This is a genomic window from Janthinobacterium sp. Bl 1 (assembly GCF_058215535.1).
In genome coordinates this window covers 1,303,569-1,316,917 of sequence record NZ_CM177086.1, presented here as the reverse complement: position 1 = coordinate 1,316,917, position 13,349 = coordinate 1,303,569, and the positions used below count along the sequence as shown (strand labels likewise).

At 63.3% G+C, this 13,349-nt stretch carries 14 protein-coding genes; 7 read left to right on the top strand and 7 right to left on the bottom strand.

The window, feature by feature from the left end; genetic code table 11:
* Nucleotides 1-14: 14 nt before the first annotated feature.
* The 6 genes from AC4BCN_RS06040 (at nucleotide 15) to AC4BCN_RS06015 (ending at nucleotide 5,043) form a co-directional block, all read left to right on the top strand.
* Nucleotides 15-1,292 carry a nitrous oxide reductase family maturation protein NosD gene (locus AC4BCN_RS06040; protein ID WP_490493578.1) on the top strand — a complete coding sequence of 426 codons (1,278 nt, stop codon included), beginning with the start codon at nucleotides 15-17 and terminating at the stop codon, nucleotides 1,290-1,292.
* Nucleotides 1,261-2,214 carry an ABC transporter ATP-binding protein gene (locus tag AC4BCN_RS06035; RefSeq protein ID WP_490492792.1) on the top strand — a complete coding sequence of 318 codons (954 nt, stop codon included), beginning with the start codon at nucleotides 1,261-1,263 and terminating at the stop codon, nucleotides 2,212-2,214. The genes AC4BCN_RS06040 and AC4BCN_RS06035 overlap by 32 nt, the downstream gene beginning before the upstream one ends.
* Nucleotides 2,198-3,022: an ABC transporter permease gene (locus tag AC4BCN_RS06030; RefSeq protein ID WP_200872998.1), complete on the top strand. Its 825-nt coding sequence runs from the start codon at nucleotides 2,198-2,200 to the stop codon at nucleotides 3,020-3,022. Before AC4BCN_RS06035 ends, AC4BCN_RS06030 begins: the two co-directional genes overlap by 17 nt.
* A complete protein-coding gene (locus AC4BCN_RS06025; RefSeq protein WP_070305655.1) occupies nucleotides 3,019-3,540 on the top strand; it encodes a nitrous oxide reductase accessory protein NosL in 522 nt (173 codons plus the stop codon). Before AC4BCN_RS06030 ends, AC4BCN_RS06025 begins: the two co-directional genes overlap by 4 nt.
* A 96-nt stretch (nucleotides 3,541-3,636) precedes the next feature.
* Nucleotides 3,637-3,954, top strand: coding sequence for a c-type cytochrome (locus AC4BCN_RS06020; protein ID WP_485879203.1), 318 nt, complete (start codon nucleotides 3,637-3,639; stop codon nucleotides 3,952-3,954).
* Between the two features lie 48 nt (nucleotides 3,955-4,002).
* Entirely contained in the window at nucleotides 4,003-5,043 is a 1,041-nt protein-coding gene (locus AC4BCN_RS06015; RefSeq protein ID WP_100875650.1) for an FAD:protein FMN transferase, read from the top strand.
* Between the two features lie 3 nt (nucleotides 5,044-5,046).
* Here the strand turns inward: AC4BCN_RS06015 and AC4BCN_RS06010 are convergent, their stop codons facing one another.
* Nucleotides 5,047-5,820, bottom strand: coding sequence for a helix-turn-helix transcriptional regulator (locus AC4BCN_RS06010; RefSeq protein ID WP_490492791.1), 774 nt, complete (start codon nucleotides 5,818-5,820; stop codon nucleotides 5,047-5,049).
* A gap of 104 nt (nucleotides 5,821-5,924) precedes the next feature.
* Here AC4BCN_RS06010 and AC4BCN_RS06005 point away from each other — a divergent pair, with 104 nt between their 5' ends.
* Nucleotides 5,925-6,692 carry a class I SAM-dependent methyltransferase gene (locus AC4BCN_RS06005; protein WP_490492790.1) on the top strand — a complete coding sequence of 256 codons (768 nt, stop codon included), beginning with the start codon at nucleotides 5,925-5,927 and terminating at the stop codon, nucleotides 6,690-6,692.
* A gap of 139 nt (nucleotides 6,693-6,831) precedes the next feature.
* Here the strand turns inward: AC4BCN_RS06005 and AC4BCN_RS06000 are convergent, their stop codons facing one another.
* The 6 genes from AC4BCN_RS06000 to murC form a co-directional block, all read right to left on the bottom strand.
* On the bottom strand, nucleotides 6,832-7,338 hold the full coding sequence (locus AC4BCN_RS06000) for a peroxiredoxin (RefSeq protein WP_070305663.1): 507 nt from the start codon (nucleotides 7,336-7,338) through the stop codon (nucleotides 6,832-6,834).
* A gap of 182 nt (nucleotides 7,339-7,520) precedes the next feature.
* Nucleotides 7,521-8,729, bottom strand: a complete 1,209-nt coding sequence (ftsZ, locus tag AC4BCN_RS05995) for a cell division protein FtsZ (RefSeq protein WP_034748865.1) — start codon at nucleotides 8,727-8,729, stop codon at nucleotides 7,521-7,523.
* Between the two features lie 154 nt (nucleotides 8,730-8,883).
* A complete protein-coding gene (gene ftsA / locus AC4BCN_RS05990; protein WP_010394955.1) occupies nucleotides 8,884-10,116 on the bottom strand; it encodes a cell division protein FtsA in 1,233 nt (410 codons plus the stop codon).
* Between the two features lie 45 nt (nucleotides 10,117-10,161).
* The gene (locus tag AC4BCN_RS05985; protein WP_128141357.1) at nucleotides 10,162-10,974 is read right to left on the bottom strand and encodes a cell division protein FtsQ/DivIB; all 813 of its coding nucleotides are present in this window, start codon (nucleotides 10,972-10,974) and stop codon (nucleotides 10,162-10,164) included.
* Nucleotide 10,975: 1 nt separating this feature from the next.
* Entirely contained in the window at nucleotides 10,976-11,944 is a 969-nt protein-coding gene (locus AC4BCN_RS05980; RefSeq protein ID WP_051990971.1) for a D-alanine--D-alanine ligase, read from the bottom strand.
* Nucleotide 11,945: 1 nt separating this feature from the next.
* Nucleotides 11,946-13,349 carry a UDP-N-acetylmuramate--L-alanine ligase gene (gene murC, locus AC4BCN_RS05975; protein WP_490492789.1) on the bottom strand — a complete coding sequence of 468 codons (1,404 nt, stop codon included), beginning with the start codon at nucleotides 13,347-13,349 and terminating at the stop codon, nucleotides 11,946-11,948.

Sequence of the window (13,349 nt, the reverse complement as noted above, 5' to 3'; positions counted from 1 at the left end):
CGCCTTCCGCCCTGCTGGCGCTGATGCGCGCGCTGGTACTGGCAGTCATACTGGCCGGCTATGGGCCGGGCCTGGCCGCCGCCGTGCTGGAAGTGGCGCCGGGCACGTCGATCAATGCGGCCATCGCCAGTGCGCAGAAAGGCGACACACTGCTGATCGCACCCGGCAGGTATAACGAACACGTGCTGGTCGACAAGGCGCTGACGCTGCAAGGGCGCAGCCATCCCATCATCAGCGGCCGAGGGCACGGCGACACCATCCGCATCACCGCCCCCGACGTCACCCTGATCGGCCTGATCGTGATCGACAGCGGCGCGGACCTCACTGCGCAGAACGCCGGCATTTATATCGTGCCTGGCGCGCATCGCGTACAGATCAACAACTGTCGACTGGTCGCCAACCTGTTCGGCATCTGGCTGCAAGGCGTTGACGATGCGCGCTTGCTGAACAACACCATCACCGGCCGGCGCGACCTGCAATCGGCGCAGCGCGGCAATGGCATCCAGGTGTACGACACGCGCGGAGCGCGCGTCACCGGCAACGAAATCAGCGGCACGCGCGACGGCATCTATGTCGACGTCTCGCGCGATGCGCAATTTCGCCACAACCGCATCCACCATGTCCGCTACGGCACGCACTACATGAACACCCACCACAGTACCTGGGAAGACAACGAGGTATATCTGAGCCGGGCCGGGCTGGCGCTGATGGAGGTGCGCAGCCTGACCGTGCGCCGCAATATCGCGTGGGGCAATACCGATCACGGCATCATGCTGCGCACCATCCAGGACTCGCTGATCGAAGACAACGTGGTGGCCGGCAACGACCGTGGTTTTTTCATCTATGACGCCGAGTACAACACGCTGCGCCACAACCTGATCATCAATAACCGCACCGGCGTGCACCTGTCGGCCGGCTCGTCGAACAACCAAGTCGATGGCAACGACTTCATCGGCAACCAGGAGCAGGTGCGCTTTGTTGCCGCGCGCGATGTCGAATGGGGCAAACAGGAAGGCAACTACTGGAGCAATTACAACGGCTGGGACCAGAACGGCGACGGCCAGGGTGACGTGGCGTATGAAGCGAACGACCTGGTTGACCGTCTGAACTGGCAATACCCGCTGCTCAAGCTGCTCGGCGCCAGCCCCGCGCTGCAGACGCTGCGCTTTGCCGCGCGTCAGTTTCCGCTGCTGCGCGCGCCAAGCGTAGTCGACCGCCATCCGCGCATGCGCCCGCTCTCACAGAATTGGAAGAAATGGAATGACATCGCTCCCCGCATCGAATACAACTGAAGCCGCCGTCAGCCTGCGCGGCATCCGGCATCGCTACGGCGCGCTCACGGTGCTGCAGGACGTCAGCTTTGACATCGCCCATGGCACCATGTTCGGCCTGATCGGCCACAATGGCGCCGGCAAGAGCACGCTATTCAAGCTGATGCTCGGTCTGATCACGCCCTGCGCCGGCACGCTGCACGTACTGGGACAGAACGCGGCCGAACCTGCCTTTCGCCAGACGCGCCGGCGCGTCGGCTATCTGCCGGAAAGTTTTCTCACCTACGATAACCTGAGTGGCCAGGAAGTACTGCACTTTTTTGCGGACTTGAAGCACATTGCGCGCGCTGCTTGCGCACCGTTGCTCGACCTGGTGGGCCTGACGCATGCCGCCGCGCGGCCGGTACAGGGGTACTCCAAGGGCATGCGCCAGCGGCTCGGCCTGGCGCAGGCTCTGCTGGGCGAGCCGGACCTGATCTTCCTCGATGAGCCGACCAACGGATTGGACCCGCAAGGCATCGCCGACTTTTACGCCATCTTGCGCACCGCGCAGGACCGCGGCGCCACCATCGTCATCACCTCACACATCCTGGCAGAGATCGAGCACAGGGTCGACCAGCTGCTCATCATGCAGAGCGGCACGGTGGCCGCGCAAGGCACGTTGAGGCAGCTGCGGACGGGTACCCATGCGCCCCGGATGCTGACCATTACCGCCACGATTGCGCCTGCGCTGCAGGCGGGCGTGCGCGCGGCGCTGGCCGCGTTGCCGCTGGAGCTGGCGCTGGAGGTGCATGGCGAACAGCTGCACGTGCGCTGCGCCAGGGCCGACAAGATGGCAGTGCTGCGCCATCTGGCCGCTTGCGCCGACGACATCGCAATTCAGGAATCGACATTGGAACAAGTATTTCTCGGCTACGGAGGCACCCATGCGCGCACGCATTGAATGGCGCCAGGTCGGCGTGCTGGCCGCAAAAGAATGGCGTGAGCGGCTGCGCAACCGCTGGGTGCTGGCCGTGGCGCTGGTGTTTGCCTTCTTCGCGCTGGCCATCGCCTACTTCGGCGCAGCCCAGCAGGGACAGGTTGGTTTCCACGGCATCGACGCCACTATCGCCAGCCTGTCCAGCCTGGTGATCTATCTGGTGCCGCTGATCGCCCTGATACTCGGCTATGACGCGATTGTCGGCGAGCGTGAGCGCGGCGCGCTGGAACTGCTGCTGTCGATGCCGGTGACGCCGCTGGAAGTGCTGCTCGGTAAGTATCTCGGCCTGGCGGCGGCGCTCACCAGCGCCACCGCGATCGGCTTTGGCGCCGGCCTGCTGCCGCTGTTCTCGCAACTGACTGTGGCCGAGGGCTGGCGCTACGCCCAATTCGTCGCCAGCGCCGTGCTGATGGGACTGGCCTTCCTCAGCATTGCCATGCTGGTATCGGTCAGCACCCGCGACCGCGTCCGCGCCAGCGGCATTGCACTGGCGCTGTGGTTCCTGTTCGTGCTGGTGTTCGACCTGCTGCTGATGGGGGTGATGGTGCTCAGCCAGGGCCAGCTCGGTAGCGGCCTGTTCGCCGCCATGCTGATGCTGAACCCGGCCGACGTATTTCGCCTGCTGAACGTGTTCAGCTCGGACCAGGCGCAAGCCATGTATGGCCTGGCCACCGTGATGCCGCAAGGCTGGACCCACCCGGCGCTGCTGTCGGGCGTGATGCTAGCCTGGATTTTTTTACCGTTTTCTATCGCACTCAGGAGATTTTCATGACTATTTTCCACCTGCGCAGGAGCGCGCTGGCCGCACTGGCCACCCTTGCGCTGGCCGCCTGCACGTACAGCGCCACCAACCTGCCAGCCATTGATCCGTCCGACGAAGCCGCGTGTGCGCTGGACGGCATGCTGCTGCGCGACTTCCCTGGGCCGAAAGCGCAGGTTCGCTTCGCCGACGGCAAGACCAGCTACTTCTGTGACGTAAAAGAACTGCTCGGTGAAATGCTGGCGCCGGAACAGCGTCGCGCCACCAGCGCCTTCTACGTGCAGGACATGGGCAGCGCCAACTGGCAACAGCCGCAAGGCCACTGGATCGGGGCACACGACGCGCTCTATGTATTAGGCAGCAAGGCGCAGGGCTCGATGGGCCCGGCCATCGCCTCGTTCAGCCGGCAGGTGGACGCGGAAGCGTTTGTTCGCAAGGAAGGCGGCCGCGTGCTGCGCTTCAAGCAGATCACGCCGGCCCTGCTGAACGAAGCCAGCGGCGCCATGCCGACGCACGCCATGGCGCATTGAAACACCACCGCCTGGGCCGGCATTGCCGTTCGGCGGAAAGCGCCGGTCCGTTTTTACCCCGGCATTTGCCGACTTACTTTTGAAAAGAGACAGACCATGAAGAAACTACTTGCACTGGCAGCAATGCTGGCAGCCATCACCTGTGCCACCAGCGCCGCCGCCGCGCCGGACGCCGCCAAGGTTGAGAAAACCTACTCCACCACCTGCCTGGCCTGCCACGGCAGCGGCATCATGGGCGCGCCCAAGGTTGGCGACAAGGCGGGATGGAAACCGCGTATCGCCAAAGGCAAGCCGGCGCTGTACCTGAGCGCCATCAACGGCGTGAAAATGATGCCGCCACGCGGCGGCAATCCAGGCCTGAAGGATGATGAAGTGAAAGCACTGGTCGACTACATGGTCGCCAAGAGCAATTAAGACTGCTGGCCGCCGCCTGCGCGCGGCGGCCACACCCGGAGACATTCCATGTTTACCCGCACGCTGCTGGCGCTACTGCTGTTCCTGACTGCTTGTTCCGGCGAGGAACGCCTCTACAAAACCCGGGGCCACGTGTTCGGCACCACGGTCGACATCACCATCTACGGTGGTTCGCAGCAGCGCGCCGACCTGCTTGGCGCCGAGGTATTGAGAGAATTCGATCGCCTGCACCGTAAATTCCACGCGTGGGAGCCAAGCATGCTCACCGCCCTCAACGACAGCATCGCCAAAGGCGAGCCAATGCGCGCCGACGCTGAAATGGTCGGCCTGCTAAAATCGGCCGAGAAGCTGTCAGTGCGTTCCGGCCTGCTGTTCAACCCCACCATTGGGCATCTGATCAGGCTGTGGGGCTTCCAGAAAAACGACATCGGCGCGCAGGGACCGCCGGCCGCCGAGATCAAGCGCTGGGTCGACGCGCGGCCATCGCTGTCCGACCTGCGCTACAACGGCAACATCATCAGCAGCGTCAACCCTGCCGTCATGATCGACCTCGGCGGCTACGCCAAAGGTTACGCGCTCGACCGCGCCGCAGCGCTGCTGCGCGAAGCGCACGTCAAGGCGGCGCTGGTCAACATCGGTGGCAACGTCATCGCCATCGGCCAGCCCGGTGAACGACCGTGGCAGGTCGGCATCCGCGATCCGCGTGGCGCCGGGACAGTTGCGCAGATCGCTTTGCGCGACAACGAAGCGATCGGCACCAGCGGTGACTATGAACGCTACTTCATGAAGGACGGCAAGCGCCGCCCGCACATCATCGACCCGCGCAGCGGCTACCCGATCGATCTGGTCGCTTCGGTCACCATCATCGCCAGCGGCGGCCGCGACCCTGGCCTGCGCTCGGACGGCCACTCCAAACCGCTGTTCATCACCGGCCCCCGAGACTGGCAAGCGATGGCGGAAAAACTCGACCTGAAAGAAGTGCTGATGGTTGACGCCCAGCGCAATGTCCACATGACAGCAGCCATGCAAGCGCGCATTGCAGGTGCAGAGCGGCACGAGCACGCCGGGACCTGGCAAGCACGCGAGTGACGTCTACGACACAGGCAACAGCATCACCAGCTTCAGTTCATGCTGGCGCGCCAGGTGCAAGGTCACCTGATTGAAACTGAGCGCACCCTGCAGCGGATGCTGGAAGCTGCGCAAGCCGCCATCGCGCCCCAGTACTTGCTGCGCACTCCAGCACAGCCGGAATTCCAGGCTGGCGCCGGTCAGTTCCGCGATCAGGCCGGCCAGTGGCGCCTGGTCTGCGTGGCGACCGATATCGGCGCGGAACTCCGCCACCAGGCGGCGCGCACGCTCGGGCCAACCGACGACGAGCTCGCGCGCAGCCGCATCGAGGAACATGAAGCGCAGCTGGTTCGGCGCGCCCTCCCCGGCCTGCAGCCAGCCCGTAAACAAGGTGGACGCGGCCCCGTTCCACGCCACGGCGTTCCATGCGCGGTCGAGGATGTACGCGGGCGCGTCGATGGCGGACACGATGGCGGCCAGTTCGTCGCTGGCAGGCCCACCGCCCTCGCCTGTGCCATGGCTGGGGTCATGCTTGTCGGCCACCTCGAACAGATAGGCGCGCTCGGCCGCGCTCAGCTGCAGCACCTGCGCCAGGCGGGCCAGCATCTTGGCCGAGGCCGATACAGGCCTGCCCTGCTCCAGCCACGTCAGCCAGGTGGGACTGACGTCGCACAGCTGCGCCAGCTCTTCGCGCCGCAAGCCCGGCGTGCGCCGCCGTCCGCCACCGGGCAAGCCAGCCATGGCGGGGGTGACGGCTTCGCGCCGGGCGCGGATGAATTCAGCAAGTTTATTCGACATGGCATGAATGCATGGTAGTGGATATACCAGTATAAGTTATGGTCTTGTTACAGGATAATTTTATCCCTATTCTGCAGGAACTCACCCATCAACAGGAGAAAACCATGCAACAGCACGATGTCGTTACCGAACAGTTTGGCAAGACGGCCAACGCCTACCTGAGCAGCGCCGTCCACGCGCAAGGCGCCGACCTGGTGCTGATGCAGGAATGCGCGCGCCGCCACGGCAAGCCCGTCGTTCTGGACCTGGGCTGCGGCGCCGGACACGCCAGCTTTGCCGTCGCCCCCGTGGCGCAATCGGTCGTCGCCTACGACCTGGCGCAGCCCATGCTCGACGTCGTCGACCACGCGAAGGCGCAGCGCGGCTTGCACAACATCAGCACGCAACAGGGCGACGTGGCGCGCCTGCCGTTTGCCGACGCCAGCTTCGACATGGTCGTCACGCGCTTTTCCGCGCACCACTGGAACGACGTGGCCGCGGCCCTCGCGGAAGCGTGGCGCGTGCTGCGCCCGAACGGCACCTTGCTGGTGATCGACATCGTCGCGCCCAAGACAGCCCTGTACGACAGCACCTTGCAGGCGGTGGAAATGCTGCGCGACGCCTCCCACGTGCGCGACTACCGTACCTGCGAATGGGGCGCCAAATTCAATAACGCGGGATTCACGCACAGCTTGCGCAGCGTGTGGAAACTGACGATGCAGTTCGACGAGTGGGTGGCGCGCATGCGCACGCCAGGCGAAAGAGTGGCGGCCATCCGCAACCTGTTCGATGGCGCGCCCGAGGAAGCGCGCCAGTATTTCGCGCTGCAGGACGATTATTCATTCGATATCGACGCGGCCATGTTCGAGGCGACAAAACCGGTGGTGCAATAAAAAAACGGCGCCAACATGGCGCCGTTTTTTTACATCGTAGGTCGGATTAGCGCGTAGCGCGTAATCCGACAACACCACGAAGGCGTCAACAATATTGTCGGATTACGGCGCTTTGCGCCTAATCCGACCTACGCCACGATTATTTCAGCTGGCCCAGCAGTGTCTCGGCATTCGATACTTCAAACTTGCCGCCCTGCTCGACGTTCAATTGCGTCACGACGCCATTGTCGACCAGCATCGAGTAGCGCTGCGAGCGCGTGCCCATGCCGTGCTTGGAGAAATCGGCGTCCAGGCCCAGTGCCTTGCTGTAGGCGGCATTGCCGTCAGCCATCATGCGTACGACGCCGGTGGCTTTCTGGTCGCGGCCCCAGGCGCCCATCACGAACGCGTCGTTGACGGAGATGCACCAGATTTCATCGACGCCCTTGGCTTTCAGGTCGGCAGCGTGCTGCACGTAGCCTGGCACGTGCTGTGCGGAGCAGGTCGGGGTGTAGGCGCCTGGCAGGCCGAAGATAGCGATCTTCTTGCCCTTGACCAGGTCTTGCACGTTGAACGTGTTCGGGCCCAGTGCGCAACCTTCGGTTTCGCTTTCGATGAATTCGGCCAGGGTGCCTTCTGGCAGGGTGTCGCCGATCTTGATGGTCATGTTGACTCCTTGTGTACTGTCGGTTGAGGGTTCTGCCGGCATGATGCCGACACTGCGCGATAGTATGCCTGACTTGCCGTATTTGTGCAGAAAATGGCCGGAAAGGCAAAGTCAAAAGTCAAAAGCCGGAAAAAAAACGGCGACCCTCAGGCCGCCGTCATCGTTGATTTTTTCACATGCGCTTAATCGGCTTGCTTGCGCAGGAAAGCAGGAATGTCATACGTCTCCATGCCATTCTTTTCCATCGCGCGCACTTGCTCGGAAGCCGATTCGCGGCGCCATACTGCAGGCGCCTTCATGCCGTCGAAACCGGCGGCCGGCGTGGCCACGCCAACCGTCGTCGTCGCCGCTTGCGCGCTACCCATGGCAGCCGACGGGGTCAGCGGGCTGTTGTGGGTACCGGTGCGCAGCACTTGCTGCGGTACCAGCTGGATGTTTTTCTTCGCGCGGCCCAGGCCCGTGGCCACCACGGTAACGCGGATGTCGTCGCCCATGGCGTCGTCGTAGGCGATACCTTGCGCGATCGACGCGTCCGGTGCGGCAAAGGCGCGCACGGCAGCCATGACTTCCTTGATCTCTTTACCTTTCAAGCCACGGCTGGCCGTGACGTTGACCAGCACGCCGCGCGCGCCGGACAGATCGATGCCATCGAGCAGCGGCGAAGCGACAGCCTGTTCGGCGGCGATACGCGCGCGGTCGACGCCGGAAGCCGTCGCCGTGCCCATCATGGCCTTGCCCTGCTCGCCCATGATGGTTTTCACGTCGTTGAAGTCGACGTTGATATGGCCAGGCACGTTGATGATCTCGGCAATGCCGGCCACCGCGTTGTTGAGCACATCATCGGCGTGCTGCATCCATTCCAGCATGCTTTCGTCTTCGTAGATCTCTTCCAGTTTTTCATTGAGGATGATGATCAGCGAATCGACGTGCAGGGACAGCTGCTCCAGGCCTTCGTCGGCGATGTCCATGCACTTCTGGCCTTCGTACGAGAATGGCTTGGAGACCACGGCCACCGTCAGCGCGCCCAGTTCCTTGGCCACTTCGGCCACGATGGGAGCGGCGCCCGTACCGGTGCCGCCGCCCATGCCGGCGGCGATGAAGACCATGTGCGCGCCGCGCAGCGAATCGGCGATGCGCGTGCGCGACTCTTCGGCCAGCTGGCGGCCGACGGCAGGCTTCATGCCTGCGCCCAGGCCGGTATCACCGATCTGGATGATGTTGTGGGCCTTCGATGTCGACAGGGCCTGTGCGTCGGTGTTGGCGGCAATGAATTCCACGCCCGACATGCCTTTGTTGATCATGTGTTGGACTGCATTGCCACCCGCACCGCCGACGCCGACGACCTTGATGACGGTACCTAAAGCTGTGTTATCGACCATATCGAACTCCATGATGTGCTCCTATCAGATGCGGTTTCCAAGCGCCAGGCCTCATATTGGTAGGAGAACTGGAGATTGAAAACTGCGGTTAAATATAAAATTAAGTTATGTGTGTGTACCTGCGATGCTGCCAAAAAACCTGTACTGCCGGGCGTAAATCATGCCCTTAAAAATTCCCTAAAAACCATTCCTTCATGCGCTGCCAGACTGCCTTCACCGAGCCGTCCTGACGCGTCACGATGTGGCCGCGCAGGTATTGCTTCTTCGCTTCCAGCAGCAGGCCCAATACCGTGGCATAGCGCGGACTGCGCACCACGTCGGCCAGCTGGCCCCGATACTCGGGCGTGCCAAGGCGCGCCGGTTTCAGGAAAATATCTTCCGCCATTTCCACCATGCCGGGCATGATGGACGTGCCGCCCGTGAGCACGATGCCCGAGGACAGCACGCCTTCGTAACCGGATTCGCGCACCACCTGGTGCACCATGGCGAACAGCTCTTCGACGCGCGGCTCGATCACTGCCGCCAGCGCCTGGCGCGACAGGTTGCGCGGGCCGCGGTCGCCCAGGCCAGGCACTTCCAGCGATTCGCCGGGGTCGGCCAGGACCTGTTTGGCCACACCATAGCGGATCTTGATTTCTTCCGCTTCCGCGGTCGGGGTACGCAAGGCCATGGCGATGTCGTTGGTGATCTGGTCGCCGGCGATGGGAATGACTGCCGTATGGCGGATCGCGCCATCGGAGAATACCGCCACATCGGTCGTGCCGCCGCCGATGTCGATCAGCACCACGCCCAGCTCCTTCTCGTCGGGCGTGAGCACCGCATCGGCGGACGCCATCGGCTGCAGGATCAGGTCCGACACTTCCAGGCCGCAGCGGCGCACGCACTTGACGATGTTCTGCACCGCCGACACGGCGCCGGTGACGATATGCACCTTCACCTCCAGGCGGATGCCGCTCATGCCGATAGGCTCGCGCACATCTTCCTGGCTGTCGACGATGAACTCTTGCGGCACCGTGTGCAGCAATTGCTGATCGGTCGGAATGTTAACCGCTTTTGCCGTCTCGATGACGCGCGCCACGTCGGTCGCCGTCACTTCCTTGTCCTTGATGGCCACCATGCCGCTGGAATTGAAGCTGCGGATATGGCTGCCCGCAATGCCCGCATACACATTGCGGATCTTGCAGTCGGCCATCAGCTCGGCCTCTTCCAGCGCGCGCTGGATGGACTCCACCGTGGCCTCGATATTGACCACCACGCCCTTTTTCAGGCCCTTCGATTCGTGCTGGCCCAGCCCGATCACTTCGTGGCGCCCGTCGGACATCACTTCGGCTACCACCGCCACCACTTTCGAGGTGCCGATGTCGAGGCCGACGATCAGGTTTTTCGCGTCTTTTGTCATTTCTTTCGCCTAGTTTTTTGGGCTATTAATTAATTGGGTATTCGGTTAAGCCGGTTTTTTAATCGGACTGCTGTTTTTCTTCTTGATCACTGGCTTGCCATCCTTGCCTTCGGCCGGTATCACCAGGCCGGCGGAACTGAGCGCCAGGCCATTCTGGTAGCGCATATCGATCGTGTCGATATTTTCCAGCCGGCTCGCCAGCTGCGGATAGATGCCCACCAGCCGGTCGACGCGCGCCTTCAGGGTCGTATGATTCTGCTCGCGTCCCAGCGCCACGCTCATGCCGTTGTTCAGTTTCACGGTCCACGCATAGCGGCTCGACAGCGACAGGGTTTCCGGCACCATCTTCAGCGGCGCAAACCACTTTGCCAGCTGCACATAGGTGGCCAATACTTCTTTTTCGCTGCCATCGGGGCCGGCAAACGCAGGTAATTCATGGTCGTCTTCGGCTTCGGCCACATTCGCCGTAAACACGTCGCCCTTGACCGACAGCAGACGCCCATCCTCGCCCCAGGTGCCCAGCGCTTCGTGTTCTTCCAGCGCCACGATCAGCTGGTTCGGCCACTCGCGCCGCACACTGGCACGGCGTACCCAGGGCACCGATTCGAACACGCCACGCACGCTTTCCAGGTTGGTCGTGAAAAAATTGCCCTTGATGCGGCCCAAAGTGCCGCTGCGCAGGGTCAGGTAATTCACGTGGCGCAGGCCCTTGTCGTCCGCGCTTTCCACCTTGATCGTGCGCAGGTCGAACATGGGACGCTGCGACACCCACCAGACGCCGGCGGCCACGCACACGACCAGAACCGCGGCCAGCAAGCCGTTGGCAGTCGTATTGAGGCTTTTAGCGTCATGCCACATATCAGTGCTGTCCCTTGTGCATTTTCAGACGCGCGCCAGCGACGATTTCCAGGCACAGGTCTTCATAGCTGATGCCGACCGCGCGCGCCGCCATCGGCACGAGCGAGTGACCCGTCATGCCGGGCGAGGTATTCACCTCCAGCAGGAACAGCTTGCTGTCGGCCGCGCGCATCAGCACGTCGACCCGTCCCCAGCCTTCGCAGCCGAGGGCGCGGTAGGCCGCCACGGCGATGCGTTCCATCTCCGCCACGATCGCCGGGTCCAGCTGCGGCGGACAAAAATACTGCGTGTCGTCCGTGAAGTACTTGTTCTGGTAATCGTAATTGCCTTGCGGCGCGACGATCTCGATCGGCGGCAGCGCGCGCGCCGTGGCGCCCTTGCCCAGGATCGCGACGGTGAACTCGCGGCCCTTGACGAATTCCTCGGCCAGCACCGAATCATCGAGACCGGCGGCGATGTCGTAGGCTGCCTGGAAGGCCGATGCCTCGTTGACCGTGGTGATGCCGATGCTCGAACCTTCATGCGGCGGCTTGACGATCAGCGGCAAGCCCAGTTCCGCGGCGACCTTGGCCAGGTCGGAGCTGTCATCGAGCACCGCGTACTTCGGCGTCGGCAGTTGATGCATCAGCCAGATCATCTTGGTGTAAATCTTGTCCATGCCCACCGCGCAGGCCATCACGCCGCTGCCAGTGTAGGGAATGCCCAGCTGTTCCAGCGCGCCCTGCAGGCTGCCGTCTTCGCCGAAGCGGCCGTGCAGCGCGATGAAGACGCGGTCGAATTTTTCAGCGGCCAGTTCGGCCAGGCTGCGTTCGCCCGTGTCGAACGCGTGCGCGTCCACGCCGCGGCTTGTCAACGCGGCCAGCACGCCCGTGCCGGACATCAGCGACACTTCGCGCTCGGCCGAGCTGCCGCCGAACAGGACGCCGACCTTGCCCAATTGTTTTACATCGATAGCTGAAGCTTGGTTCACATCAGGCCTTTACAGTGTTGGATGGATACGTAGTCAGTTGTTGCGGGATGCCGCTGATGGAGCCCGCGCCCATGGTCAGCACGACGTCGCCGTCGCGCGCCACGCTCATGATGGTGTCAGCCATGTCCTTCATGGACTCGACGAAAATTGGTTCGATCTTGCCGCGCGCGCGCAGCGCATGCGCCAGGGCGCGGCCGTCGGCGGCGACGATAGGCGCTTCGCCCGCCGCATACACCTCCGACAGGAGCAGCACGTCGGGCGCGCCCAGCACCTTGACGAAATCCTCGAACAGGTCGCGCGTGCGGCTGTAGCGGTGCGGCTGGAACGCCAGCACGAGGCGGCGGCCCGGATAGGCGGCGCGCGCGGCGGCCAGGGTCACTTCCGTTTCCACCGGATGGTGGCCAAAATCATCGACCAGCGCGAAGCTGCCGCCGTTCGGCAGCGCCACGTCGCCATAGCGCGTGAAGCGGCGGCCCACGCCGGAGAACTCAGCCAGGCCCTGCTGCGTGGCGCTGTCGGCGATACCGATTTCGCGCGCGATGGCGATCGCCGAGCAGGCATTCTGCACATTGTGCATGCCGGGCTGGTTCAATACCACGTCGAGGTCCGGATAGCCTTCCTGCAGCACGGTGAAATGCATTTCCAGGCCCACGGCGCGCGCGTTGATGGCGCGCACTTGCGCGTCTTCCGCGAAACCGTAGGTGGTGACGGGCTTGGTGACGGACGGGATAATGGCGCGCACGTGCGGATCGTCGATGCACAGCATGGCGCGGCCATAGAACGGCAAGCGGTGCGTGAACTGCACGAAAGCCTGTTTGAGCTTTTCGAAATCGTGCTCGTAGGTGTCCATGTGATCGGCGTCGATATTCGTGATCACTTCGATCATCGGCGTCAGGTTCAGGAACGAAGCGTCCGATTCATCGGCTTCGGCCACCAGGTAGTCGCCCGAGCCCAGCTTGGCGTTCGCGCCGGCGCTGGTCAAGCGGCCGCCGATGACGAAAGTCGGGTCGAGACCGCCCTGCGCCAGCACGGAGGCGACCAGGCTGGTGGTCGTCGTCTTGCCGTGCGTGCCTGCGATGGCGATGCCGCGCTTCAGGCGCATCAACTCGCCCAGCATCACGGCGCGCGGCACCAGCGGAATCTTGCGCGCACGCGCGGCCGCCACTTCCGGATTTTCTTGCGGAACGGCGCCCGACGTCACCACCGCATCGGCGTCGCCGATATTTTCCGCTGCGTGGCCGAGCATGACGGTCGCGCCCAGGCTCGCCAGGCGCTGCGTCGCCGCATTGCTGCCCAAGTCGGAGCCCGACACCTTGTAGCCGAGGTTGACCAGCACTTCGGCGATGCCGCTCATGCCGCTGCCGCCAATGCCGACAAAGTGGATATTGTTTACTTTATGCTTCAC

Bases quoted from the DNA above. Each gene is read 5' to 3' on its own strand.
- AC4BCN_RS06035 (WP_490492792.1), top strand. From the start codon at position 1,261: ATGACATCGCTCCCCGCATCGAATACAACTGAAGCCGCCGTCAGCCTG.
- AC4BCN_RS06030 (WP_200872998.1), top strand. From the start codon at position 2,198: ATGCGCGCACGCATTGAATGGCGCCAGGTCGGCGTGCTGGCCGCAAAA.
- AC4BCN_RS06025 (WP_070305655.1), top strand. From the start codon at position 3,019: ATGACTATTTTCCACCTGCGCAGGAGCGCGCTGGCCGCACTGGCCACC.
- AC4BCN_RS06020 (WP_485879203.1), top strand. From the start codon at position 3,637: ATGAAGAAACTACTTGCACTGGCAGCAATGCTGGCAGCCATCACCTGT.
- AC4BCN_RS06015 (WP_100875650.1), top strand. From the start codon at position 4,003: ATGTTTACCCGCACGCTGCTGGCGCTACTGCTGTTCCTGACTGCTTGT.
- AC4BCN_RS06010 (WP_490492791.1), bottom strand. From the start codon at position 5,820: ATGTCGAATAAACTTGCTGAATTCATCCGCGCCCGGCGCGAAGCCGTC.
- AC4BCN_RS06005 (WP_490492790.1), top strand. From the start codon at position 5,925: ATGCAACAGCACGATGTCGTTACCGAACAGTTTGGCAAGACGGCCAAC.
- AC4BCN_RS06000 (WP_070305663.1), bottom strand. From the start codon at position 7,338: ATGACCATCAAGATCGGCGACACCCTGCCAGAAGGCACCCTGGCCGAA.
- ftsZ (WP_034748865.1), bottom strand. From the start codon at position 8,729: ATGGAGTTCGATATGGTCGATAACACAGCTTTAGGTACCGTCATCAAG.
- ftsA (WP_010394955.1), bottom strand. From the start codon at position 10,116: ATGACAAAAGACGCGAAAAACCTGATCGTCGGCCTCGACATCGGCACC.
- AC4BCN_RS05985 (WP_128141357.1), bottom strand. From the start codon at position 10,974: ATGTGGCATGACGCTAAAAGCCTCAATACGACTGCCAACGGCTTGCTG.